Source organism: Nocardia sp. BMG51109 (assembly GCF_000526215.1).
Classification (GTDB): domain Bacteria; phylum Actinomycetota; class Actinomycetes; order Mycobacteriales; family Mycobacteriaceae; genus Nocardia.
In genome coordinates this window covers 8,256,842-8,280,268 of the sequence record NZ_JAFQ01000004.1, presented here as the reverse complement: position 1 = coordinate 8,280,268, position 23,427 = coordinate 8,256,842, and the positions used below count along the sequence as shown (strand labels likewise).

The window sequence follows — 23,427 nt, the reverse complement described above, 5'->3', positions numbered from 1 at the left end:
CCGTATTTCCGTAATTCGTTGGACGAGAGGGGATGACAGTGGCGGTGGCTCGATTGGCGGCAATTGCGCTCGACAGTGACGATACTCTGCGGCTCGGCCGTTTCTATCGAGATCTGCTCGACCTCGCGGTGGTTCACGAATCAGAAGAACTGGTAGTATTACGCGCCGACGGCGTGATGATCACGGTCGAGCGCGTGGTGAATCATCAGCCGCCCGATTGGCCCGCCGATTCCATTCCCAAACAGCTGCATCTCGATTTGTTCGTCGACGATCTGGACGAGGCCGAAGCGGCCGCTCTGGCCCTCGGGGCCCGGAAACCCGATACGCAGCCGGCGCCGGACAAATGGCGCGTGCTGCTCGATCCCGCGGGCCACCCCTTCTGCGTCACCCTTCCGCCGACCGGGCGATGACACCGGCCGATATCCGACAGGCAGGAGTTCCGAGGACATGACGGTCACCGAAGCCGCAGACGAGTACGTGCTCTCCGCGGAGGCGGCCCGGGCGCTGCTCGCCGGGGCGCCATGGAAACGCATGGTCACCCTGGGAGACAGTGTCGCGGAAGGCATCCGGGAAGCGGTCACCGGATACCAGGACCTGTCGTGGGCCGACCGGATCGAGCGGACCCTGCGCGAGATACACCCCGACCTGGTCGCGCTGAATCTCGGCAAGCGGGATCTGGTCACCGCGGAAGTGCGGGAAACCCAGCTCGCCGACGCGCTCGCATTCGAACCCGACCTGGCATTCGTCATCTGCGGCGGCAACGACTTCCTGCGCCCGGGTTTCGACTTGGACGCCGTGCGGCGCGACCTGACGGCGATCGTGTCCGCGCTCCGCGACCAGAGATCCGACGTCGTGACCTTCGGAATGTTCGATATCGCCGAGGCCGGACTGGTGCCGGAGAAATACGCGAAATCGGTCAGCGCCGCCACCCGGGCGCTCGCGCGGCTCACCGAGGAAATCGCGCGAGAATACGGCGCCGTCTATGTGCATTTCACCGATCATCCGCTCGGTTCCGATCTGAGCATCTACAGCAGCGACCGGCTGCATCTCAATGCGCGAGGGCATGCCTTCGCGGCCAGCGAGAAAGTGAAGGCGCTGGGCCGGCATCTGGAAAACAAACAGAACTGAATGCCGAGCGCGCGTCGACCACCGCGCCGCGAGAAAAGAAAAAGGGGGGACCTGATGAGCGCAGAAGAGCGCTGGTGGGCGGCTGTCGGCGGCAGTGTTGCCGCGGTATTGAACGCCCTGTGGGAAAATCCCGGAAAAATCGTTTTTCATTACCGCGACGCGCGAATTTCCGGCCTCGAGCACATTCGTTCCGTGGCAGGCCTGTACGACGCGTTGAAAAACGCGGGAGCCGGGCCCGGCGGCGTGGTCGCGGTGCTCACGGCGCCGAACAGCCCCGACATGATCGCGGTGCGGCACGCGGCCTTCCTGCTCGGTGCGGCCGTCTGCTATCTGCGTTCGACCAATCCGGGATCGAACGCGGTCATGCAGTCCGTCGCCGACCAGACCGCGATCCTGCGTGAGACCGGCGCGGCCGTGCTGTACACCGACCGCGACAGTGCCACGCGCGCAACCGAACTCGCGCGGCACACCCGGATCGCGGTCGTGGGCACTGACATTCCCGGCGCGATCGCGCCGGCCCCGGCGGACCGTCCCGACTCCGGTGATCCCGCGCCGGTCGCGGCCGAGGACCTCGCGATCATCTGGTTCACCAGCGGCAGCACCGGCCGCCCCAAAGGCATCAGGAAATCGCGCTGGTCGTGGGACGCGTGGGTGGACAGCACCATCGGCCTCGGGCCCGAGGCCGAGAACGTCGTCTCCCTCGTCAGCACCTCGCTGGAACAGACGGCCGGGCCCATGGCGGACGGGACCCTGATCGTCGGCGGGACCCTCGTGCTGATGGAGGACTTCGACACCGAGCAGTGGGCACGGGCCGTCGCCGAACACCAGGTGACGCGCGGTTTCATCGCCACCACCCACCTGTATCGGCTGCTCGACCATCTGCGCGGCCTGGGCTACGAGGACGCCGCCGCGGCGGGCTGGACGAGCCTGCGCCGGTTGGTCTACTCCGGAAGCGCGGCCGCCCCCGCGCGCATCGCCGAGGCGCTGCGCGTGATCGGCCCGGTCTTGTCCCAGGCCTACGGCACCTCCGAGGGCGGACCGGCCACGCTGCTCACCCCCGACGAGCAGAGGGATCCGCACCTCGTGGTCACCGTCGGACGACCGCTGCCGGGCGTCGAACTCGACATCCGCGATCCGGAGACCGGCGAAGCCCTGCCCGCCGATCGGATCGGGGAGGTCTGGACCGGCTCCCGGCACAACATGGACGGCTACCTGGACGCCGATCTCACGGCCGCGGTGCTGCGCGACGGCTGGTGCCGCACCGGCGATATCGGATATCTCGACGCACAGGGCTATCTGCATCTTCTGGATCGGGTGGCGGACGTCGTCAAGATCAACGGCGCGAAGATCTATCCGGCGGTTGTGGAACGGGAGATACTCACCGTCCCGGGAATCGCGGAGGCGGTCGTCTACGGCGTCCGCGACGCGGAGGGTACCGACCACTTGCACGCGGCGATCGCGCCCGTGGCGGGCGTCACCGTGAACATCGACGACATTCGTGCCCGCGTCGGCGAGAAATTCTCGCCCGCCCATGCGCCGGAGCACGTGCTGATCGTGGATCGGATACCGCTGAACGCCGGCGGCAAGCCCGACAGGACACGACTGCGTGCGCAGCGCACGCACCCGGGCTGACCTCGCCCGTCCCTCGCCTCGTCCGCACCGCGCACGACCATAGGATCGACCATGACACTTTCGGCCCTGACGGTTTCTCCCGCGCAGCGGGGGATTCTGCTCCACGTGCTGAGCCGGGTGTCCGAGCCGGGCCCGGACCCCTACCGCGTCAGCTTCACCTTCGACCTCGCCGGAGCGCTCGATGTCACGGCGATGCGGGCGGCGGTGGACGCGTTGCTGCGCCGGCGGCCCGAATTGCTATGCGGCTTCCGCCTTTCCGACGCCGGGACCGCGGAACGAGTTGTCGGGCAGGATGTTCCGCTGCCCTGGCGATACGTCGATCTTCGGGAGCTGGACCCCGGCGCGCGGGCGGCCGCCTACGCCGAACTGGTGGCGGAGGACGAGGGGGCCGCGTTCGACGTGGCCGTCCCGCCGTTGCTGCGGGTGCTGCTCGTCCGGTTGGGCGACGAGGACAGTCGGCTGATCCTGACGCACCATCACATCCTCGTGGACGGGTGGTCCTACTCCGCGCTGATCGACGAGTTGTTCGCCCTGTACCGGCAGGCCGAACTCCCCGAGGCCGTTCCCTTCGGTGACCACGCCGACGCCTCGCCCGGACCGGACATCGCCGCATCCGAGGCCGCCTGGGCGCGCGCCCTCGATGGTCTCGACGGCCCCACCCTGCTCGCATCCCACGCCTCGGGTGTCGGTGAACGCGTCCCGGGTGTTGGTGAGCGGGCCTCGGGTGTTGGTGAGCGGGCCCCGGGTGGCGGTGAGCGCGCCCCCGGCATCGGTGAGCGCGTACCGGAACGGCTGGCGTTCACGATGTCCGAGGCGGTCACGGCTCGGCTGGGTCGATATCTGGACGGTCGTGGGTTGACGCTCGACAGCGCGGTGCAGGCGGCATGGGGGGTGGTGCTGGGTCATCTCACCGGGCGGCGGGAGGTCGTGTTCGGATCGACCGTGGCCGCTGCCCCGTCGGCATCCGCCGAGGGTGGGAGCGCGTCCCTCAACATCCTGCCGATTCGGATCGCGTTGCGCTATCAGGAGTCGCTGGACGGGTTGCTCGGGCGGGTGCGGGAGCGAGCGGAGGCGTTGCGGCCGTACCAGAAACTTTGTCTCGCCGAGGTTTTCGAGGCTGCGGGCGCCGGCGTGCTCTTCGACACGCTCGCGGTCGTGGAACAGTGGCCCGTCCGGCCCGATCCGGTGTGGCACGCGCCCGACGGGATGCGGGTGGTCGGTGTGACCGGTCGCGACGGCAATCACTATCCAGTGAGTGTCACCGTCATACCGGAACGGTCGCTGGAACTTCGGCTCGGCTATCGGCCGGACCTCTTCGAGCGCGCCTGGGGCGAACGGGTATTGCGGCAGGTTGCCGAGGTGCTCACCGCCGTGGCGGATCGGCCCGAGCTGCCGGTGGGCCGACTCGATCTGCTCGACCCCGGCGAGCGGCGGCGCCTGCTGGTGGACCGGAACGTGACCGTGTCGGACGCCGAGCCGAGCACGCTGTCGGCATTGTTCCGCCGGACCGTCCTGGCACACCCCGGCGCGGTCGCGCTGGAGGACGGCGACCGCAGCCTCACCTACGCCGACCTGAACGGCCGGGCCAACCGGCTCGCGCGGCTGCTGATCGCCCGGGGCGCCGGGCCGGAAATCGTTGTCGCCCTGCTGTTGCCGCGCTCCGTCGACATGGCGATCGCGGAGATCGCCGTGGCCAAGGCCGGGGCCGCCTACCTGCCGATCGACCCGGGCTACCCGCCGGACCGCATCCGGTTCATCCTCGCCGACGCTCGGCCCGCGCTGCTCATCGCCACCGGCGACCAGGACCGCGGCGAGGCGGCGGTCGAGACGATACGGCTGGACGACGCCGCGACGCGGCGCGAGTTGAATGCTTTCTCGGACAACGAGATCGCCGACGGTGAGTTGACGAGCCGCCCGTCGGTCCACAACCCGGCCTACGTCATCTACACCTCCGGCTCCACTGGGCAGCCCAAAGGTGTCGTGGTGTCGCACCACGGGTTGTCCGCGCTCGCGCGGGAGGAGGTCAAGCGCTTCGCGGTCGACCGGAACAGCCGGGTGCTGCAATTCTCCTCGCCGAGCTTCGACGCGGCGGTGCTCGAACTGCTCATGGCGGTCGGCGCCGGAGCCCGTCTGATCACGCCGCCGCCGCGGCCACTGGTCGGCGACGCCCTCGTGGAAGTGGCTCGGGCACACGGTGTCACGCACGCGCTGATCCCCCCGGCCGCGCTCACGACCGTAGCCGCCGAGGACCTGCCGGGCCTTCGGACGCTGGTCGTCGGGGGTGACAGCTGCCCGGCGGCGCTGGCGGAGCTGTGGTCACGGGGACGCCGCATGATCAACGCCTACGGGCCGACCGAGGTGACCGTGGCGGCGACGATGAGCCGCCCGATCTCGGGCGCGGCGGCGCCACCCATCGGGACGCCCGTGCGCGGCAGCAGGGTGTACGTCCTGGGGCCGGATCTGCGTCCGGTGCCCGACGGCGCCGCGGGTGAGTTGTACGTCGCGGGCGGCGGACTGGCCCGCGGTTACCTCCACCGATCCGCCTTGACCGCGGGCAGATTCGTCGCGAACCCGTTCGACGGGCCGGGCGCGCGCCTGTACCGCACGGGCGATCTCGCACGGTGGAGCGCGGACGGTGAGCTGGTGTTCCTCGGCCGGGTGGACGAGCAGGTGAAGGTTCGCGGCCATCGCGTCGAACTCGGGGAGATCGAGGCGGCGCTCGCCGGTCACCCGTCCGTCGAACAGGCCGCGGTGGTGGCCGCCGACGGGGCGCACGCGACCGACAGACGTCTCGTCGCGTACGCTGTACTCGCGGCGGGCCGCGCCCGCGCCGACGCCGCCGAGCTGCGGGAGTTTCTGCGGGCGTCGCTGCCCGAGTACATGATTCCGGCGGCCTGCGTTGTGCTCGGCGAACTGCCCACGACGGCCCACGGCAAACTCGATCGGCGGGCGCTCGCAGCCCGCGATGTCACCCCGGACACCGTCGGCGGCCCTGGCGCCGAGGTGCGGACGTCGGTGGAAACCCTGCTCAGCGAGCTGTTCGCCGACGTGCTCGGGCTGTCGAGCGTGCCGGTCGACGGCGACTTCTTCCAGCTGGGCGGGGACAGCATCCTGTCGACGAAACTGATCGGCCGAGCCCGGCAGGCGGGTCTGCGCATCGCGCCCCGCGACCTGATCGACAAACGGACGGTCGCCGCCCTCGCGGCGGGGGCCGACGCCGGTGGCCACTGAAAGTGACTGTGCCAGGGGCTAATTCGCTCGCCTACGCGCGAAGGAACTCCTGGTCTCGAGGAACGAGGGGTAGCGGATATGCATGCTCGCGAGATCGTCCCGGCCGACGCCGTGGCGGATCTGGACCTGGCGAGTCCCGCCCTGCACGCGGAGTACGACCTGTCGGCGGTGTGGGACCGGCTGCGAGTCGACGAACCCGTCCACTGGCATCCGGCCCGCGACGGCCGGCCCGGCTTCTGGGTGCTCACCCGGTATCGCGATGTGCAGGAGATCTTCCGGGACGCGAAGCGGTTCAGCTCCGAGCGCGGGAACGTCCTGGACACCCTGCTCGACGGCGGGGACACCGCGGCGGGGCGGATGCTCGCGGTGACCGACGGCCGTCGCCACGCGGATCTGCGTCGGGTGCTGATGAAGGCGTTCTCGCCGCGGGCGCTCGAGGCCGTGACGACCGGGGTGCGGTGGGGAGCGCGGCAGCTGCTCGAGAACGCGGTGCGGCGGGGCGACTGCGACTTCGCCCGCGACGTCGCCGCCAACATCCCGCTGACCGCGATCTGCGAACTGCTGGGCGTGCCCGAGCGGGACCGGGCGGACATCCTCGAATGGACGTCGTCCGCGCTGAGCTCGGACCGATCGACGGCCACCCCGGACGACGGCTGGGTGGCGAAGAACGAAATCCTGCTCTACTTCGCCGATCTCGCGCGCGAGCGGCGCGACACCCCGATGAACGACATCCTCAGCGTGCTCGCGTCGGCGACCGTCGAGGGCGAGCCCCTGAGCTACGAGGAGATCATCTTCAACTGCTACAGCCTGATCCTCGGCGGCGACGAGACCACCCGGCTGTCCATGATCGGCGGCGTCCAGGCGCTGGCCGAGCATCCCGCCCAATGGCGGGCCCTCAAGGACGGCTCGGTGTCGGTGGAGTCGGCGGTCGAGGAGGTCCTCCGCTGGACGACGCCCGCCCTGCACGCCGGGCGCACCGCCACCGAGGACGTCGAACTGCACGGCCGGTCGATCGCGGCCGGACAGCTGGTCACCATCTGGATGGTGTCCGCGAACCACGACGCCGACGAGTTCGCCCGCCCCGCGGTCTTCGATCTGAACCGAACTCCCAACCGGCACTTGACCTTCGCCTACGGAGCCCACTTCTGCCTGGGGGCCTATCTGGCCCGGGTGGAGATCGGCTCGGTCCTCGGCGGGCTGCGCGACATGGCGGAGAGCATCGAACTCACCGGCGCGCCCAGACGCATCTATTCGAATTTCCTCAGCGGCATGAGCAGCCTGCCGGTGTCGCTGCGGCTGGCGGCCACCAGCCGGACGGCGTGAGCGGGACGGCCCGGAACCCTCACCAGCGCACGGGCAGAGCCTCCGGGCCGCGCAGCGCCAGGCCGGATTTCCAGCGCACCTCGTCGGCCGGAATCGCGAGCCGCAGGCGCGGAAAGCGGTGCAGCAGTGCGCCGATCGCGACGCGGAGCTCGAGCCGGGCGAGCTGGGCGCCGAGGCAGTGGTGGGCGCCGTGGCCGAAGGCCAGGTGCGCGTTGTGCCCCCGGGTCAGGTCCAGGGTGTCGGGGTCGTCGAAGGCGGTCTCGTCGCGGTTGGCGACATAGGGGTGGACCAGGACCGCGTCGCCGGCGCGGATGGTCACGCCGCCGAGCGCCACGTCCTCCAGCGCCACCCGGGGGCCGATCGCGCCCGCGCTGAGCTGGGTGTAGCGCAGCAGCTCCTCGATCGCGGCGGGGAGCGAATCCGGTTGCGCCGCCAGGGATTCCCAGCGTTCCGGGCGCTCGAGCAGGAGATAGGTGAAGTTGGCGATCTGGTTGGCCGTGGTGTCGTGCCCGGCGACCAGCAGGCCGATGCCCAGATTCACGAGTTCGGCCTCGCTGAGGCGATCGTCGTCGTCGCGGGCGGCGACCAGCGCGCCCATCAGGTCGTCGGTGGGGTGCGCGCGGCGCCGGGCCGCCAGCTCGGTCAGGTAGTTCCGCAATTCCGCGTGCGCGGCGGCGATCTGGTCCATCGTGTACGCGGTGGTGGACATCTGGCTGTCGGAGAAGTCGCGGAACCGGTGTTGATCCTCGGGCGGGACGCCGAGCATCTCGCAGATCACGACGACCGGGAGCGGCAGGGCCACGGCCGCCACGAGATCGGCCGGGGGACCGGACTTCTCGATCTCGTCGAGCTGTTCGCCGACGATCTTCCACAGGCGGGGGAGCAGGTGTTGCACCCGGTTGGCGGTGAAGGCCTTGGCGACCAGTCGGCGCAGCCGGGTGTGCTCCGGCGGATCCATGCTGAGGATCGCGTCCGGCGGCGATGGTTGCGGGCGCACGCGCGCCACGTCCTCACGTCCCACGGTGGCGGCCCGGCTGAAGCGCTGATCGGCGAGCACCTGTCTGACGTCGGTGTAGCGGGTGACGAGCCAGCCCTCGCCGCCGTGGCGCAATCGCACGCGCGACACGGGTTCCTCGTGCTGGAGCGTCCGGTACAGCGGGTCCATGTCCAGGCGGGTGAAGACGCCGAAGGGGTAATCGCGTACTGCGCGTTCGGTACTCACGTGCACTCCTCGTCGGACGGTCTGCGGATCAAGCCGGGCGCGGTGTCCGAGGGCACCGGCCGCAACTCGGAGCCGGGCGTGACCGGTTGCTCAGGTGCCGGTCTGCGCGGGGGCCGATTCGGCCGGCCGTGATTCCCGCGCGGCCGCCGTGGACCGGGGCCTGAGCAGCAGCGCGGTGAACACCGCGCTGAGCACGGTGACCAGGCCGGCGGCCACGAAGGCGGTCTGCAGGCCGGTTTCGAGCGTCGCCCCGTGGTCCTGCCGGATGCGTACAACGGCGCCCAGCACCGCCACGCCCAGGACCGCGCCGATCTGGCGGGTCGTGTTGCTGATGCCGGAGGCCAGCCCGCCCTCGTGCGGAGTGACCGAGGAGATCGCGGCGCCCGTCAGCGGGGACATGGTGAGGCCGAAGCCGATTCCGATGATCAGCAGGCGCCACCACATGTCGGTGTAGGCGGTGTCGTGGTGCACCGCGCCCCAGGCCAGCAGCCCGGCCCCGGCCAGCGCCAGCCCCACGGTGACCACGGTCCGGAAGCCGAACCGGGCCGCGATCCGCGCGGCGAACGGGCTCACGATCACCATCGCGATCGTGCACGGCAGGTTCTCGATGCCGGCCCGCAGCACCGAGGTGCCCTGCACGAACACGAAGAACTGGGAGAAGAAGAAGCCGGATCCCATCAGGCCGAAACCGACGACCACCATCGCGGTGTTCGACACCGAGAACAGCCGGTGCCTGAACATGCGCAGCGGCACCATCGGTGCCTCGCTGCGCGCCTCGGTGGCGAGGAAGCCGCCGAGCAGGACGACGGCGGCGGCGAAGCTGCCGAGGATGATCGGCGACGCCCAGCCCAGGTCGGCGCCCTCGATGAGCCCGAAGGTCAGCGCGCCGACGCCGAGGACCGACAGCAACTGTCCCGGAACGTCGAAGGGCGCCACCGACGGATTGCGCGATTCGGTCAGGATGCGCGCACCCACCAGCAGCAGCACCACCCCGATCGGGACATTGACCAGGAAGATGGCGCGCCAATCGGAGAGATCGACGAGGACGCCGCCGACGACGGGACCGGCCGCGAGCCCGATCCCGCTGAAGCCGGCCCACAGGCCGATCGCCCGGATGCGTTCCTGCGCAACGGGATAGGCCGAGGCCAGCAGCGCCAGGGAGGCGGGGCTCAGGGTCGCGCCGCCGATGCCCTGCAATGCGCGGCCGACGATCAGCCATTCCAGCGACGGAGCGAGCGCGCACAGCAGCGATGCCGCGGTGAAAATGCCGACGCCCAGCAGAAATACGCGTCTGCGCCCGAATCGGTCCGCGAAGACGCCGCCGGTCAGCAGCAGCATCGCGGCCAGCATGACGTAGGCGTTCACAATCCATTGCAGACCGGTCAGCGTCGTGTCCAGTTTCTGCTGAATATTCGGTAGCGCAGCGCCCACTATGGTGCCGTCGAGCAGCGCCATGAACTGCCCCACGCAGGTCACCGTGAGCAAAGCGACCCGGTTCGACCGAACTGTGTCGGTCATGGCCGATCACCCCCTCGGAATCAGGTTCCGACGATACCATCATGATCGGCGGCCGACATTCGGTGGCCCGACGGCGGAGGGCGGCATCACCTCGCTGCGCGGTGCCGAGGGTCCTTGTGGCGGACGGGGATTCGCAGGGGGGAGTCACTCGCCGACCCGTCGTCATTCGATTTCGAAGAAAAGCTTTCCGCCGCTTATCCGGATGCGACTCATCCTGCCGTTCGAACCATTCCTACGGCATTGCCGACAGGCATGTCTCGCCGGGGTGAATTTCTTTCATCGCTCCTCGCCGCGAGGCTGTACCAGCGGCAGGAACAATGTATTCACGATTTCCTCCAGCACCCGATCTGGGACCGGGCTGAAGGTCATCATGAATTCCTGGCGCAGCAGATCGAACGGCAGCGTTTTCATGCGCCATGTTATTCCCTCCGGCCGGACCTCGCCGCGCTCGGCGACGCGGGCGAAGATGGTGTCGATGCTCTGGGGTCGGCCGCCGACGAGGACGGCGCGGAGGTGGCGGGGCTGGTGCCGGTCTCTGTCAAATCTGACGTCACGGTCATGCTTGACATCCAGCTGCGGCTGGTTCGGATCGCACGCGCAGCGGCATAGCGCTCACTCTGCTCGACTATGGCCGGTAGTTGGGGTTAGTGCACAAACCAGGCGGCAAGCGGCCCGGGCCGTGACTGTATCCGCCGGTCGTGGTCAGCATGTTGTAAAGGGTGGTGATCGGTGAGCCGCTGGCCAATTACAAGCGGGTGGTTGCGGCGGTTCGTCGTATTACGTCGTCTGCGCCGGATGGTTTGGGTGTTTCGCAGCGGAATGTGGTGGTGTCCACTGTTGGCGTGGCTCCTGCGGTCCGCAAGTTGGCCGATGAGGGTTTGTCGGTGACTTTGGCTGTGTCGCTGCGTACTCCGGATGGTGAGTTGCGGGATACGTTGGTGCCGGTGAACAATCGGTGGTCGGTGGACGAGGTTCTTGATGCGGCAAGGTATTACGCCGATAGGACCGGGCGCCGGGTGTCGATCGAGTATGCGCTCGTTCGTGATATCGATGATCATCCGTGGCGTGCGGATATGTTGGGTTCGAAGCTGCACAAGGTTCTCGGTTCGCGTGTGCATGTGAATCTGATTCCGCTCAATCCCACTCCGGGTAGTAAGTGGGGTGCCAGCCCGAAACCTGTTGAGTGGGAGTTCGTTCGGCGGGTGGTGGCGCAGGGGGTTCCGTGTACGGTGCGCGATACGCGTGGTCAGGAGATTGTGGCGGCGTGTGGGCAGCTGGCTGCCGAGGGGTAGGTGTTCGGCTGGTGTCGGTGTGTGTGCGTGCGGTGTCGCTGATGCGGTTGCGCGGCCGGGCGGTGGCCACTTGGTGTCGACCGCCGGTCGAAGTTCGCTCGGGGTCGGAACGCGCGATTTGCGGCATGAGCAGACAGAACCCGCGCCGGATTCCAGTCGGCGACTGTGAGCAGGCGTTCTTGTGCCTTCGCGGCAAGTTCGGTCGGCGAGCGGTTCAGCTCGGACGCTGCCATCACCACACTGACGCGTTCGATTGAGAACCTAGGGAACCGGGACCATTTCCGGGTGCAGCAAGGTGGCCGGAGCTTGGACGAGATTGTCGTATCTACCGAGTGTCGTGTCGAAGAAGGTGCGCAGGTAGCCGCGCTGCAGCTCGAGTGAATCGCGCGGATCGATGGTGCCGACCAGCCGGGAGGCAACCGCGGAGGGGGCGCCGGCCGCGGTGGCGAGCGCGGGCACGATCAGCTGGTTGTCGCAGAACGCAAGGTGCTGCGCACCGTTCAACCGGAAATCCAGTTTCGGTCCGTGATCGCCGGCTCGGAACTGCTGCCAACTCGGGATGTTGTCACGGCCGCGGTTTCCAGCGCCCACGAGCATGAACGGCCGGTTCAGCCCGTCGGTGACCACCGAACCCCACAGGTCGCCATCCAGATTCGCGCCCGCCAAGATCCTCGGGTCGTCGTGCATCGACTGGGCCGCGGTGGCGCCGCCCAGGGAATGCCCGAACATCGCTACCTTCGACACGTCGAGTATTCGGGCGAGGTTCTGCGGTAGGGGATGACCGTCGGCATCCGGTTCGGCGCCTGCGGCGATATCGGCAAGCCGATCGAGCGCAAACCGTGTGTCGGCAACCCGGATCGATAACGCGGCAGCGACCTGAGCCGTGGCCTCCGCGCGGTCGGCTGTCGGCGACAGGACACTCTTCTCGATCCGCCCGCCGGGGAATTGGGTCGCGAAAGACTCGTACGTGTGGCTGAGGGCGACCACGACGAAACCGTGGCTGGCAAGGTCTTCGGCTTGTGCGCTGCTCAGCTCACGTGGCATGCCCAGACCGGGCGAGAACAACACCACCGGGCGAGCGCCCCCGGCCACGTCCGCGGGCGCATCGACATGGCCGTGACCGGGTGCCAGCGTCGCGGGAGCCGCCGGCGAAATACCGTAGGGGATGAGGCCCTGGACATACATTCGAGCAATGTCGGGAGCGAGCCATGGCCGCACCTGCACTTCCGCGACGTCGGTGGCGGGGTACCAGATGCTGATCATCAATTCGCGTGCACGAGCAGGGATATACGGATCGGGGCGGGCCGGATCGACCAGATGCAGATCCGCCACGCCGACCGCATCGGCACCGGTCGGCTCCGGCAGAGTCACGACCACCGACGCCGGTTGCGGCGGCACCGGCTCGGCTCGGGCAACGACATCGACCGCGGCCAACGCCAGCAGCACCACCGACAGACACCGCAATACTCTGCCGAACAAGATAATTCCCCCTGGTCTCGACAATGATCGTCGACGATCGACTCACCCTAGCCCAAATCCGTGGATCGGCGACGACGTGTGGGCGCTCGATGGTGCCTCGATCCAAAGTACGTCGCCTGCGCCGGATGGTTCGGTATTTCGCAGCGGAATGTGTCCACCGTCGGCCTGGCTCCTGAGATCCGCAAACTCGTCTACGAATCCTGTCGGTGACTTCGGCTGTGTCCCTGCATATTCCGAACGACAAGCGGCGAGATATGTTGGTACCGTTCAATAATCGCTGGCCGCTATCCGAAGTCCTCGACGCGGCAAGGTGATACGCGGCGAACCTTCTCCAGACACCGACCCCCTCAGCGCAGTCACCGTTGCGTTGGTAAGCAGCGCTTCCCAGGGCGCGTCAACGAGAGGGCGACCGTTTGAACCAGCATCTGTTAGGCCCTGAGGAGGTACTGGGCGCCGGTTGTTCCTTATCACCGTCATAGCAACGTTAAGTCGTGCTCTGTGTGAAAATGCCCAGCTCAGGGTGAAGCCGCAATCCGTTGTCGGTGCTATGGCAACGATAGTGCCGTGTGCTGCGGCACCGCCGATGAGATCGCGGCTCCGATCGTTGCGGTTGCAACGTCGGGATTGGACCGTTTCCGCCGGTCCATGGCTGGAGGCGGTTTCGAGTCAGGGTGTCGGTAGTGGACGGGCGTACCAGTCGTCGGTGTCTGTGAGGCCGGGGAGGACGAAGAAATAGCCGCCGCCGAAGGGGTGGACGTAGTCGGTTAGGGGTTCGGCGGTGAGGCGGCGCGGTGCGCCGCATTCAGAAGATCATGGCGGTGACGAGGCCGACGGCCAGAATGCTCAGTACACCGCCGACGATCTCCTGCGTCGAGTGGGACATCACGCCCGTGGAGTAGGTCGGCACCGCGGCGAAGCTGCCTGCCACCGGCACCGCCCCGGTCCACACGGCGCGGGGGACAGTGGGCGCTGCGGTGTGGACGCCTTGCGCACGGCTGCCGGCAGGATGGTGACGACGAGTCCGGGCGTCGGCTTGGTTACCGATCCGCAACAACCCGTCGCGCCTCGCCGGGGTCGGGGTGGCGGCTGGGCAGGATGTCCGCGACCGGATCGACGAGGCTGGGAAGGACGGCGTTGACGGCGAGCGATACTCCGATGGGACAGGTATGGCCGCGGTGGGTGGCGGGGAGGCGGGACCGGCGGCGGCTCGCGCTGTGCGGGGTGGCGGTGTTGTCGAGCCTGCCGGGTGTCGACGCGGCGGTGCAGGTGGCCGCGGTGCCGCAGGCTCGGCAGACGTTCGAGTCGGCCGGCTGGATCTGTGCGATCGGATACCTGGTGACGGTGGCCTGCCTGCCGGCGGCGGGCGCTCTCGGCGACCGCGCCGGGCGGCGGCGGATGCTGGTGATCGGTGGCCTGGGGGTCGCGATCGGTTGTCTGACAACGGCTGTCGCCGACGGCGTGGTGATGTTCGCGGTCGGACGGGCGGTCACCGGTGTGGCCGTGGCGGCGGTCGCGGTGACGGCACTGGCCGTATTGCCGGGCCTGTTCTTCCGCGCGGAGCTACCGGCCGTGGTCGGCATGTGGCTGGCGGTGCAGTCGGCGGCGGTGCTCGCCGGCGGCGTATTCGGTGCCGCCTTGGCCACCGGAACCGGTTGGCGCGTAGGGAATTTGCTGACCGTGGTGCTGGCCGTGGCGGCGGTGCTGATCGGGTGTGTCGTGGTTCCCGACACCGAGGCCGCGCGCGATCGGCGATTCGACGGCATCGGTGTCTCGGCCGCCGGAGTGGTGGCGGCGGTCCTGTGCGGTGTGATCTCCGGGGCGGGCGAGTTCGGCCGACTGGACCGGTCCCTGCTCGATGCCGTGCCGATCGCGGCCGTAGCGGCCGTGGGGTGCCTGGTGGTTCTCGTTGCGGCACTGCTCATTCGGCGGGCTTGTCGCCGGCCGGACTCGGTGCTCCCGGTGCGTGTGTTCCGGGCGACGCCGTTCACGGCGGGTTGTTCGGCGGCCGTCGCCGGCGATCTGGCCGTCGCCGCGTACACGCTGCCGGTTGCCCGGCTACTCGGCGGCGAACCGACCGAGCACACCGTCGTCGCGCTGATCCTGGCGGTCCCGATGTCCTTGGGCATGGTCATCGGGTCGGTGGCCTCCGGGTCGGCGCAGGAACGCGGTGTGCCGCTGCGGGTCGTGCTCGTCTCGGGTCTGTTGTGCACCGGGCTCGGTGTGCTGCTCGGTGCGCTCGTCGACGTGCGGGCGGATGCCTGGCTGTACGCGACCGTCGGAACGGTCGTGGGATTCGGCGCGGCGTGGACGCGGAACGCGCAGACCTCGGTGGTCGTGGGATCGGTCGAGCCGGAGCGGGCGGGTTCGGCCGCGGCGGTGACGGTCGCGGCCGGGCGGCTCGGTGGTGTCCTGGGCCCCGCGGTCCTGGTGCCGGTCACCGCCGCGACCGGCGCCGCGGCGTTCTACGACGGATTCGCCACCGGCCTGCGGGTGGTCGTACTGGTGTTGTGCGCGGTCGCCGTCGCGATCGGCGTCCTGCTGTACGGACAGCGGGCCCGGACCACGGTCGAGGCGATGGCCTACGGCCGCTACCGGGCCGGGCAGGGTCACCGTGCCGGAAATCGTTCGGCGGCTGTACGTTTCGCCTCGTAGCACGGTCTGCGGCCGGTCCGTGACGATGTGGTGCACGCCGTGTGGCAACGGAATACGTTGCGGCGGTGTGAGTCCGTCCTCGCTACTTGCCCGCCCGTTCCGGAGATCATGAGGGACCGCTTCCCGTCCGGCCGATGGCCGCGGTGGATACCTTCGTCGACGCGCTCACCACGATCGTCACCGTGTAGATCGGCATCCGCGCGGTGGAACTGCTGCGCTCGGAGGGCGACAGCCTGCATTCCCGGAAGCTGCGCACGTTCAACGAGCCACCGTTCCGCTGACCGTGACAGATCGGGCCGGGGCGCCGACACACCGGTGACGAGGGACGAGGGCCGTTCCGCGGGCAGATGAGTGCGAATTGATGCGGCGAATCGCTGTGAGATATACATCACAGCAATAACATCTTCCTATGTCAGCCCTGCGGAACGGATCAATGACGATCGAGGGCCGCGTGGAGCGTGCGACGACGGACTCGCCCACGGTGACCTTCCGGAACGAAGCGGGGGAGCTGCTGGCCGTGGCCGCGCGCGGACCGGGTGTGAGAGCCGGTGGGAGACCGGCGGATCCGCTCGGCGCGCGCGGGCGCGGCCGTTATCGGATCGACTATCCGGACGGCTCCGCGGTGTGGGTCGAGTCCCGGCGGTCCGAGTCGGTGGTGCGGCGTGGCGACGGGACGGTCGTGGCCACGCTTCTTCGCGCCGGGACGGTCACGGCAGTGGCCGCGACCGGCGGCACCCTGTTTCATTTCGTCCCCGATCCGGGTGCTCCCCGGACGACCGATCCGGCGCGCCTGCTACTCCTCGATCGCATGGGCGGTGAGATCGGCTGTCTGGCGGTGTGCCTTGCCGATGCGGACGCGGGTATCTCGGTGCGGCCCAGCCGGATTGCGATTCGGGGCATCCGGCTGTCCGTGGCGTATACACCCGACCGGACGGAACGCGACGTCCTGTTCGGCGCCTGCGTGGACCTGGCCGCCGATCCGCGGCCCTACGCGCCCGGCGGCAGCGACGGCATCTGAGAGGCGGCCCGGGGCCGGTCGTCCGCTCCGCGCCGAACCGGGGCGGATGATGTCTCGGCGGTGCCGGGGAACCGCCGCCGACCGGATACCCTTACCGGAATGAGTGGGTTTGCTCCCGGTGCGCTGCGGGTCGGTTATGTGCCCGGCGTGACGGTGTCGAAGTGGGCGCGCCGCTGGGATGAGCGTTTCCCGGACAGCCCGCTGGACATGCTCGAGGTGCCGCAGGCCGAGCAGCAGGCGGTGCTGCGCGACGGCCGCGTCGACATGTGTTTCATGCGGCTACCGATCGATCGCGAAGGCCTGCACGCCATTCCGCTGTACCGCGAGCTGCCGGTCGTGGTGGTGCCGAAGGATCATCCGATCTCGCTGTTCGACGAGGTGGCCGCCGCGGACCTGGCCGACGAGCGCATGCAGGACGCGAGCGATATCGATGCGCTGGCGGGGACTGTCGAACTCGTGGCCGCCGTCGGCGGCGCCGCGGTGATGCCGCATTCGCTGGCCCGGCTGCATCACCGCCGCGATCTCGTCTTCCGCACGGTCACCGATCTGCCGGAGACGGAGATCGCCCTGGTGTGGCCGATCGAGCAGACCACCGAGACGGTGGAGGAATTCGTGGGTGTCGTGCGCGGCCGCACCGAGCGTAGTTCGCGGTCGCCGTCCAATCGCGCGAAAGACGTTGCGGCCGAAGAGAAGTCCCAGTCGAAACAGAAGGCTGGGCCGAAGCAGTCGGCTGGGTCGAAACAGTCGGCGGGATCGAAGCGGCAGGCCGGGGACAAGAGCCCGCGCAAGCGAGTGTCCGGCGGTCGCGGGACCGCCGGACACCGGAATTCGACGAGAGGAAAGCCGACCCGCCGCCGGGGACGGTAGCGACCGTCGGTGTAGCAGGGATGGTAGCGACCGTCGGTGTAGCTAGGGACGGTAGCGACCGTCAGCGCGGCTTGTTCTTCAGGAACGAGTCACGGATCAGCACGCCGGCCAGCCCGGCGGCGCACAGAATCAGGAACAGGTAACCGATGTTGCCGGTGCCCGACGAGGCGCCCTGCGGCCCCTCGAACAGCATGCCCAGCAGGATCACCACGACCACCCAGCCGGCCGCGCGGAAGGTGCGCCGCGACTCGCCGCTCCAGCCCCAGGCCGCCGACGGAACCTCGGCGGGATCGACCTTGGTGACAACGGTGCTCTTGGTGGGTTCCAATTCCGTGTCGGCCACGTTCGCTCCCATCGGTTCGGTCGGTGCCCGCAGCGGGCTTGCTGCACAACGGGTGTGCGCTCTCGCCACTATGTTGGCATACGACTGTCCGTCGTAGCCAGCGGGGTCGCCGGTGCCGGGGCCGGTTCGTCGGCGACAATGAGGCGATCGGGAACGAGGCGATCGGGAACAATGAGAGGGTGTCCGACATCGTGAGAGTCCTGCTGCTCGGCAGCACCGGTTCCATCGGCACGCAGGCGCTGGAGGTGATGGCCGCCGACCCGGACCGGTTCGAGGTGGTCGGGCTGGCTGCGCGCGGGGGTAATGCGGAGCTGCTGGCCGAGCAGATGCGGGCCACGGGGACCACCGACGTCGCCGTCGCCGATCCCGCGGCGGCCGCGAAACTCGGTGTCGCCCTGGCGGGCCCGGGCGCGGTGACCGAGCTGGTCCGCCGCACCGAGGCGGATGTGGTGCTCAACGCGCTCGTCGGTGCGTTGGGGCTGGAACCGACGCTGGCCACCTTGGAGTCGGGCCGCAGGCTGGCCCTGGCGAACAAGGAGTCGCTGGTGGCGGGCGGCTCGCTGGTGACGAGGGCGGCGGCGCCCGGCCAGATCGTGCCGGTCGATTCCGAACATTCGGCGATGGCGCAGTGCCTGCGCAGCGGCCGCGCGAGCGAGGTGGACCGGCTGGTGCTCACCGCCTCCGGCGGGCCGTTCCGCGGCTGGACCGCCGAGATGCTGGAATCGGTGAGCCCGGCCGAGGCCAAGGCCCACCCGACCTGGTCGATGGGCCTGATGAACACCCTGAATTCGGCGACGCTGGTGAACAAGGGCCTCGAGCTGATCGAGGCGCACATGTTGTTCGGCATCGACTACGACCGGATCGACGTGAGCGTGCATCCGCAGTCGATCGTGCATTCGATGGCGACGTTCACCGACGGGTCCACCATCGCCCAGGCCAGCCCGCCCGATATGCGGCTGCCGATCTCGCTGGCACTCGGCTGGCCGGACCGGGTGCCCGGGGTGCTCGCGCCGCTGGACTTCGGCACGGCGTTCACCTGGGAGTTCGAGCCGGTCGACGACGAGGTGTTCCCGGCGGTTCGGCTGGCGCGGCAGGCGGGCCGGGCGGGCGGTAGCGTGACGGCGGTCTACAACGCGGCCAACGAGGTCGCGGTGCAGGCGTTCCTGGACGGCCGGCTCCGTTTCCCCGACATCGTGCGCACGGTGCAGAGGGTGGTCGAGTCGGCGGACCGGTGGAGCGCCGAACCCGCTACCTTGGACGAGGTGCTCGCGGCCGACGCGTGGGCGCGGCAAAGTGCGCACGCGCACGTCGGCAACTGACGCAGGAGGGTTCGATACCGCATGTGGTTCGCGATCGGGATTGTGCTGTTCGCACTCTGCATCCTGATGTCGGTGGCACTGCACGAATGCGGGCACATGTGGGCGGCGCAGGCGACCGGAATGAAGGTGCGCCGCTACTTCATCGGAATGGGTCCGACCGTTTTCTCCTTTCGCCGCGGTGAAACGGAGTACGGCCTGAAGGCGTTGCCGCTGGGCGGTTTCTGCGATATCGCGGGCATGACCGCACTGGACGAGGTGGAGCCCGAGGAATTGGATCGGGCGATGTATCGCCAGTCGACGTGGAAGCGCCTGGTGGTGATGTTCTCCGGAATCGCCATGAATTTCCTGCTCGGTTTCCTGCTGATCGTCCTTGTGGCGGTGATCTGGGGTCTGCCGAGCCGCGAATCCATCCCGCCGACCTCGATGGGCAGTATGGGCTGCGTGCCGGTCCAGAATGCGGACGGCTCGCTGAGCCCGTGTTCGGGTCCCGGTCCCGCCGAGCGGGCCGGCCTGCGGCGCGGCGACGTCGTGACCGCGGTCAACGGCGTGCCGGTCGACACCTGGGACGAATTCGTCGCCGAGACCCGCAGACAACAGTCGGCCATGACCTACACGGTCGACCGGGACGGGCAGGTGCTGACCGTGCCGGTCACGCCCGAGCACGTGATGCGCTCCCCGCAGGAAGGCGCCCCGGCCGAGTCGATCGCGATGATCGGTGTCTCCCGGAATGTTCCGGAGACCGTGCACTACAACGTCTTCTCGGCGATCCCGGCCTCGGTGATGTTCACCGGCGACATGTTCGGTCAGATCGCGCACGCCCTGGTCCAGATGCCGTCGAAGGTGGCCGATCTGTGGGAGGCCGTCACGGGCGGTGAACGCGATCCGGAAACACCGATGAGCGTCTACGGCGCCAGCAGGCTCGGCGGGGAAACCGCGGAACAAGGTCTGTGGGTGGTATTCGTTTCCCTGCTGGCGTCGCTGAACTTCTTCCTCGGCGCGTTCAACTTGCTTCCCCTGCTGCCGCTGGACGGCGGCCACATCGCAGTGGTGCTGTACGAGAAACTGCGGAACCTGATGCGCGGCAGGCGAGGGCTACCGCCCGGTGCGCCGGTGGACTACATGAAGTTGCTGCCCGCTACCTATGTGGTGGTGGTAATCGGCGGCGCCTACATGCTCCTCACCCTGACGGCCGACATCGTGAACCCGATCAGGCTCCCTTAGCCTGCCGGTGCGCTGGCCTCGAGGTGAAGGCTGCGATGTCGAGCCGGCGCCACATGTGGGCGGGCACTGTGCTGCGGTGCTCCGCCTTTCCGTTAACGCCGGTGGAACCTGCGCGGCGTAGCCTGCGTCGGCACCGACGGGCGTGTCGATATCGGAAGGTGACGGCGGATGACGACGAAGAAGCAGGCGGCGGAGGCGGTTGTTGCGGCGAAGCAGCGGCTGGGGGTGACGTGGGCGCAGGTGGCGGAGGCCATCGGGCGGGCGCCGGCGTGGACGGTGGCGGCGCTGCTGGGGCAGCATCCGGTGCCCGAGGAGGCGGCGAAAACCGTTGTGGCGCTGCTGGATCTGGGGGAGGATGTCGAGTCGGCGCTGCGGGCGCAGCCGATGCGCGGTGCGCTGGAGACCGCGGTGCCGACCGATCCGACGATCTACCGGTTCTACGAGGTGCTGCAGGTGTACGGGCCGGCGCTCAAGGAACTCATCCACGAGGAGTTCGGGGACGGGATCATGAGCGCCATCAACTTCCGGATGGACGTGCGCCGGGTCGAGGATCCGGCCGGGGACCGGGTGGTGGTGACCCTGGACGGGAAGTTCCTGCCGTACCAGTGGTGAGGCCCGCGGGCTCGCCCGGGACGTCCTCCCGGCAATTCCGCCCTCGACCGGAGATTGTGCAACGCGTCACAGCGGGCGGAGGGGGTTCGCGCCGGGGAGTGCGACACGCGCGGCCGGCCGGGTGATGGCACCGATCCGGGGGCCGCAACGAATCCCTGGTGTGCAGCGACAATTCGGACGATGCGGAGTTGTCGGCGCTCTCACAGCGTCTGGTACGGCAACAGCACTAGACTCGGCCCAGGAACGGGTGGAAGCACACACGAAAGTAGGCAACTGAACGTGAGCGAGCGCAGCGAGCGAATCGAGGGCGTGGCGGGAATCGCCGCGCCGAACGTTAGCGAGGCGCGGCCGTGAGCGGTGCCATCGCATTGGGGATGCCGCCCGCGCCCGCGGCGGTCCTAGCGCCCCGCCGTAAGACCCGCCAACTGCAGGTGGGCAAGGTCGGGGTCGGCAGTGATTTCCCGGTGTCGGTGCAGTCGATGACGACCACCAAGACCCACGACGTGAATTCGACCCTGCAGCAGATCGCGGAGCTGACCGCGTCGGGCTGCGACATCGTACGGGTGGCGTGCCCGCGACAGGAGGATGCCGACGCTCTGGAGGCGATCGCGAAGAAGTCCCCCATCCCGGTCATCGCCGATATCCATTTTCAGCCGCGCTACATCTTCGCCGCGATCGATGCCGGATGTGCGGCGGTGCGTGTGAATCCGGGCAATATCAAGGAGTTCGACGGCCGCGTCGAGGAGGTCGCGAAGGCGGCCGGTGATGCGGGCATTCCGATCCGGATCGGGGTGAACGCCGGCTCACTGGACAAGCGGATGCTGGCGAAGTACGGCAAGGCGACGCCGGAGGCGCTGGTGGAGTCGGCGCTGTGGGAGGCGGGCCTGTTCGAGGAGTACGGGTTCGGCGACATCAAGATCTCGGTGAAGCACAACGATCCGGTGGTCATGGTGGAGGCGTACCGGCAGCTGGCGGCGCGCTGCGACTATCCGCTGCACCTGGGCGTGACCGAGGCCGGTCCGGCGTTCCAGGGGACGGTGAAGTCGGCGACGGCGTTCGGTGCGCTGCTGTCGCAGGGCATCGGGGACACGATCCGCGTCTCGTTGTCGGCGCCGCCGATCGAGGAGGTGAAGGTCGGCAACCAGATTCTGCAGTCGCTGAACCTGCGGCCGCGGAAGCTGGAGATCGTGTCGTGCCCGTCCTGCGGCCGCGCGCAGGTGGACGTGTATTCGCTGGCCGACCAGGTGACCGCGGGCCTGGAGGGGATGCCGGTGCCGCTGCGGGTCGCGGTGATGGGATGTGTGGTCAACGGTCCCGGCGAGGCCCGCGAGGCCGATCTCGGCGTGGCGTCCGGCAACGGGAAGGGCCAGATCTTCGTGAAGGGCGAGGTGATCAAGACCGTGCCCGAACATCAGATCGTGGAGACCTTGATCGAGGAGGCCATGCGCCTGGCGGAGGAGATGGGCGAGTCCGATGCGGGCGAACCCGTGGTCACCGTCGGATAGCCGGTGACCGGAGTCCGTTCGTGACACCTCGCACCCCGGTGGGCGGTGCGTCGGTGCATGGTGTGCCGGTGTGTGGTGCGTCGCTCCGCACACCCAAACGGCAGCGTGTTCGCATCGTTCGTGGCAGGCTGTGAACGTGCGGAGTGTGCTGGAGCCGACCCGCCGGACGAGGAACTCCGGCGCCCGCCAGCTCGCCCATCGCGATCTGGCACAGGTGCTGCAAGTGCTGGACACCGATCCGGTGGCCAGCTGTATGGTTGCCGCGCGACTGCAGGAGCACGGCCTGGACGGCCGTGGCGGCGGTGAGCTGTGGAGTCGCGGCGGCCCGGTCGAATCCCTGTGTTTCTCCGGTGCCAACCTCATGCCGCTGCGCGGCGGCCCCGACGATCTGCGCGCGTTCGCCGAGCGTGCCGCGCGCTGGCCGCGCACGTGCTCGTCGGTGGTGGGCCGGCAGGAACTGGCGTTACCGCTGTGGGAGCGGCTGGCCGACCGCTGGGGTCCGGCCCGCGAACTGCGCGCCGATCAGCCGCTGCTGGCACTCGACGGTCCCGCGTACGCGGTCGCCGATGCGCGGGTGCGGCGGGTCCGGGTCGACGAACTGGACCGCTACCTGGTCGCCGCCGTGGCGATGTTCACCGAGGAGATCGGCGTCGATCCGCGGATCGGCGACGGCGGGCGCAGCTATCGGCGGCGGGTGGCGGGCCTGATCCAGGCCGGGCGGGCCTGGGCCAGGTTCGAGGACGGCGAGGTCGTGTACAAGGCCGAGGTGGGCGCGGTGTCCCGGCGCACCGGGCAGATCCAGGGGGTGTGGGTGCATCCGCGGTGTCGCGGTCGCGGCCTGGGCACCTCGGGTACGGCCGCGGTGGCCAATGCGGTGGTGGCGTCCGGGCGCACCGCCAGTCTGTACGTCAACTGCTACAACGACGCGGCCCGGCGCGCCTACGCGAATGTCGGGTTTCGGCAGATCGCCACGTTCGCCACGGTTCTGGTCGACTGAGGCCGGGCGAGCGAGGCCCGGCCGCACCGTGTGTCGCCCCGGTCGGGGGCGGTCGGCTGGCTACCATC

General features: G+C 69.0%; 19 protein-coding genes and 2 pseudogenes. 16 read left to right on the top strand and 5 right to left on the bottom strand.

Annotation, left to right across the window (positions count from 1 at the left end; translation table 11 throughout):
- Positions 1–32: 32 nt before the first annotated feature.
- The 5 genes from D892_RS0138775 to D892_RS0138755 all read left to right on the top strand — a co-directional run bounded on the left by D892_RS0138775 (position 33) and on the right by D892_RS0138755 (position 7,314).
- The gene (locus D892_RS0138775; protein WP_036567806.1) at positions 33–410 is read left to right on the top strand and encodes a VOC family protein; all 378 of its coding nucleotides are present in this window, start codon (positions 33–35) and stop codon (positions 408–410) included.
- Positions 411–447: 37 nt separating this feature from the next.
- The gene (locus tag D892_RS0138770; RefSeq protein ID WP_024806405.1) at positions 448–1,128 is read left to right on the top strand and encodes an SGNH/GDSL hydrolase family protein; all 681 of its coding nucleotides are present in this window, start codon (positions 448–450) and stop codon (positions 1,126–1,128) included.
- Positions 1,129–2,760 carry an AMP-binding protein gene (locus tag D892_RS0138765; RefSeq protein WP_369801799.1) on the top strand — a complete coding sequence of 544 codons (1,632 nt, stop codon included), beginning with the start codon at positions 1,129–1,131 and terminating at the stop codon, positions 2,758–2,760.
- Positions 2,761–2,811: 51 nt separating this feature from the next.
- The gene (locus tag D892_RS43215) at positions 2,812–5,991 is read left to right on the top strand and encodes a non-ribosomal peptide synthetase (protein ID WP_024806403.1); all 3,180 of its coding nucleotides are present in this window, start codon (positions 2,812–2,814) and stop codon (positions 5,989–5,991) included.
- A gap of 78 nt (positions 5,992–6,069) precedes the next feature.
- On the top strand, positions 6,070–7,314 hold the full coding sequence (locus D892_RS0138755) for a cytochrome P450 (protein ID WP_024806402.1): 1,245 nt from the start codon (positions 6,070–6,072) through the stop codon (positions 7,312–7,314).
- Positions 7,315–7,333: 19 nt separating this feature from the next.
- Here the strand turns inward: D892_RS0138755 and D892_RS0138750 are convergent, their stop codons facing one another.
- Together D892_RS0138750 and D892_RS0138745 are read right to left on the bottom strand one after the other, a co-directional pair.
- The gene (locus tag D892_RS0138750) at positions 7,334–8,536 is read right to left on the bottom strand and encodes a cytochrome P450 (protein WP_024806401.1); all 1,203 of its coding nucleotides are present in this window, start codon (positions 8,534–8,536) and stop codon (positions 7,334–7,336) included.
- Between the two features lie 90 nt (positions 8,537–8,626).
- Entirely contained in the window at positions 8,627–10,054 is a 1,428-nt protein-coding gene (locus tag D892_RS0138745; protein ID WP_036567804.1) for a DHA2 family efflux MFS transporter permease subunit, read from the bottom strand.
- Between the two features lie 114 nt (positions 10,055–10,168).
- On the opposite strand from D892_RS0138745, the gene D892_RS49920 reads away from it, so the two are divergent.
- Together D892_RS49920 and D892_RS46050 are read left to right on the top strand one after the other, a co-directional pair.
- On the top strand, positions 10,169–10,663 hold the full coding sequence (locus D892_RS49920; RefSeq protein ID WP_369801798.1) for a hypothetical protein: 495 nt from the start codon (positions 10,169–10,171) through the stop codon (positions 10,661–10,663).
- A 116-nt stretch (positions 10,664–10,779) separates the two neighbouring features.
- Positions 10,780–11,346 (top strand): annotated as a pseudogene (locus D892_RS46050) (23S rRNA (adenine(2503)-C(2))-methyltransferase RlmN); the annotation flags it as partial.
- A gap of 261 nt (positions 11,347–11,607) precedes the next feature.
- Here D892_RS46050 and D892_RS0138735 read toward each other — a convergent pair.
- Complete coding sequence (locus D892_RS0138735) at positions 11,608–12,825, bottom strand: hypothetical protein (protein WP_198037110.1); 1,218 nt, start codon at positions 12,823–12,825, stop codon at positions 11,608–11,610.
- Between the two features lie 109 nt (positions 12,826–12,934).
- Here D892_RS0138735 and D892_RS47425 point away from each other — a divergent pair.
- A pseudogene (locus D892_RS47425) lies at positions 12,935–13,136 on the top strand (23S rRNA (adenine(2503)-C(2))-methyltransferase RlmN); the annotation flags it as partial.
- Positions 13,137–13,627: 491 nt separating this feature from the next.
- On the opposite strand, the gene D892_RS49325 reads toward D892_RS47425, so the two are convergent.
- Positions 13,628–13,753, bottom strand: a complete 126-nt coding sequence (locus tag D892_RS49325) for a hypothetical protein (protein ID WP_255360284.1) — start codon at positions 13,751–13,753, stop codon at positions 13,628–13,630.
- Between the two features lie 227 nt (positions 13,754–13,980).
- Between D892_RS49325 and D892_RS0138725 the strand changes: the two genes are divergently transcribed.
- From D892_RS0138725 to D892_RS0138710, 3 genes are all read left to right on the top strand, one after another.
- Entirely contained in the window at positions 13,981–15,477 is a 1,497-nt protein-coding gene (locus D892_RS0138725; protein ID WP_198037109.1) for an MFS transporter, read from the top strand.
- Between the two features lie 433 nt (positions 15,478–15,910).
- A complete protein-coding gene (locus D892_RS0138715) occupies positions 15,911–16,495 on the top strand; it encodes a hypothetical protein (RefSeq protein ID WP_024806396.1) in 585 nt (194 codons plus the stop codon).
- A 99-nt stretch (positions 16,496–16,594) separates the two neighbouring features.
- Complete coding sequence (locus tag D892_RS0138710) at positions 16,595–17,362, top strand: LysR family substrate-binding domain-containing protein (RefSeq protein WP_024806395.1); 768 nt, start codon at positions 16,595–16,597, stop codon at positions 17,360–17,362.
- Positions 17,363–17,423: 61 nt separating this feature from the next.
- Here D892_RS0138710 and D892_RS0138705 read toward each other — a convergent pair whose 3' ends face one another.
- Positions 17,424–17,705, bottom strand: coding sequence for a DUF2631 domain-containing protein (locus tag D892_RS0138705; protein ID WP_024806394.1), 282 nt, complete (start codon positions 17,703–17,705; stop codon positions 17,424–17,426).
- Between the two features lie 179 nt (positions 17,706–17,884).
- On the opposite strand from D892_RS0138705, the gene dxr reads away from it, so the two are divergent.
- The 5 genes from dxr to D892_RS0138680 all read left to right on the top strand — a co-directional run bounded on the left by dxr (position 17,885) and on the right by D892_RS0138680 (position 23,359).
- On the top strand, positions 17,885–19,024 hold the full coding sequence (gene dxr, locus D892_RS43210) for a 1-deoxy-D-xylulose-5-phosphate reductoisomerase (protein ID WP_051499385.1): 1,140 nt from the start codon (positions 17,885–17,887) through the stop codon (positions 19,022–19,024).
- 21 nt (positions 19,025–19,045) lie between these two features.
- Complete coding sequence (locus tag D892_RS0138695) at positions 19,046–20,245, top strand: RIP metalloprotease (RefSeq protein ID WP_024806393.1); 1,200 nt, start codon at positions 19,046–19,048, stop codon at positions 20,243–20,245.
- A gap of 168 nt (positions 20,246–20,413) precedes the next feature.
- Positions 20,414–20,857 carry a cyanase gene (gene cynS, locus D892_RS0138690; RefSeq protein ID WP_024806392.1) on the top strand — a complete coding sequence of 148 codons (444 nt, stop codon included), beginning with the start codon at positions 20,414–20,416 and terminating at the stop codon, positions 20,855–20,857.
- Between the two features lie 374 nt (positions 20,858–21,231).
- The gene (gene ispG, locus D892_RS0138685; RefSeq protein ID WP_024806391.1) at positions 21,232–22,362 is read left to right on the top strand and encodes a flavodoxin-dependent (E)-4-hydroxy-3-methylbut-2-enyl-diphosphate synthase; all 1,131 of its coding nucleotides are present in this window, start codon (positions 21,232–21,234) and stop codon (positions 22,360–22,362) included.
- Between the two features lie 136 nt (positions 22,363–22,498).
- A complete protein-coding gene (locus tag D892_RS0138680) occupies positions 22,499–23,359 on the top strand; it encodes a GNAT family N-acetyltransferase (RefSeq protein ID WP_024806390.1) in 861 nt (286 codons plus the stop codon).
- The last annotated feature ends 68 nt before the right edge of the window (positions 23,360–23,427 follow it).

Excerpts from the sequence above, each read along its gene's own strand:
- D892_RS43215 (WP_024806403.1), top strand. The coding sequence starts at position 2,812 with ATGACACTTTCGGCCCTGACGGTTTCTCCCGCGCAGCGGGGGATTCTG.
- D892_RS0138715 (WP_024806396.1), top strand. The coding sequence starts at position 15,911 with ATGACGATCGAGGGCCGCGTGGAGCGTGCGACGACGGACTCGCCCACG.
- D892_RS0138755 (WP_024806402.1), top strand. The coding sequence starts at position 6,070 with ATGCATGCTCGCGAGATCGTCCCGGCCGACGCCGTGGCGGATCTGGAC.
- D892_RS0138770 (WP_024806405.1), top strand. The coding sequence starts at position 448 with ATGACGGTCACCGAAGCCGCAGACGAGTACGTGCTCTCCGCGGAGGCG.
- D892_RS0138765 (WP_369801799.1), top strand. The coding sequence starts at position 1,129 with ATGCCGAGCGCGCGTCGACCACCGCGCCGCGAGAAAAGAAAAAGGGGG.
- D892_RS0138710 (WP_024806395.1), top strand. The coding sequence starts at position 16,595 with ATGAGTGGGTTTGCTCCCGGTGCGCTGCGGGTCGGTTATGTGCCCGGC.
- D892_RS0138695 (WP_024806393.1), top strand. The coding sequence starts at position 19,046 with ATGTGGTTCGCGATCGGGATTGTGCTGTTCGCACTCTGCATCCTGATG.
- cynS (WP_024806392.1), top strand. The coding sequence starts at position 20,414 with ATGACGACGAAGAAGCAGGCGGCGGAGGCGGTTGTTGCGGCGAAGCAG.
- D892_RS0138775 (WP_036567806.1), top strand. The coding sequence starts at position 33 with ATGACAGTGGCGGTGGCTCGATTGGCGGCAATTGCGCTCGACAGTGAC.
- D892_RS0138745 (WP_036567804.1), bottom strand. The coding sequence starts at position 10,054 with ATGACCGACACAGTTCGGTCGAACCGGGTCGCTTTGCTCACGGTGACC.
- ispG (WP_024806391.1), top strand. The coding sequence starts at position 21,232 with ATGCCGCCCGCGCCCGCGGCGGTCCTAGCGCCCCGCCGTAAGACCCGC.
- D892_RS0138725 (WP_198037109.1), top strand. The coding sequence starts at position 13,981 with ATGGGACAGGTATGGCCGCGGTGGGTGGCGGGGAGGCGGGACCGGCGG.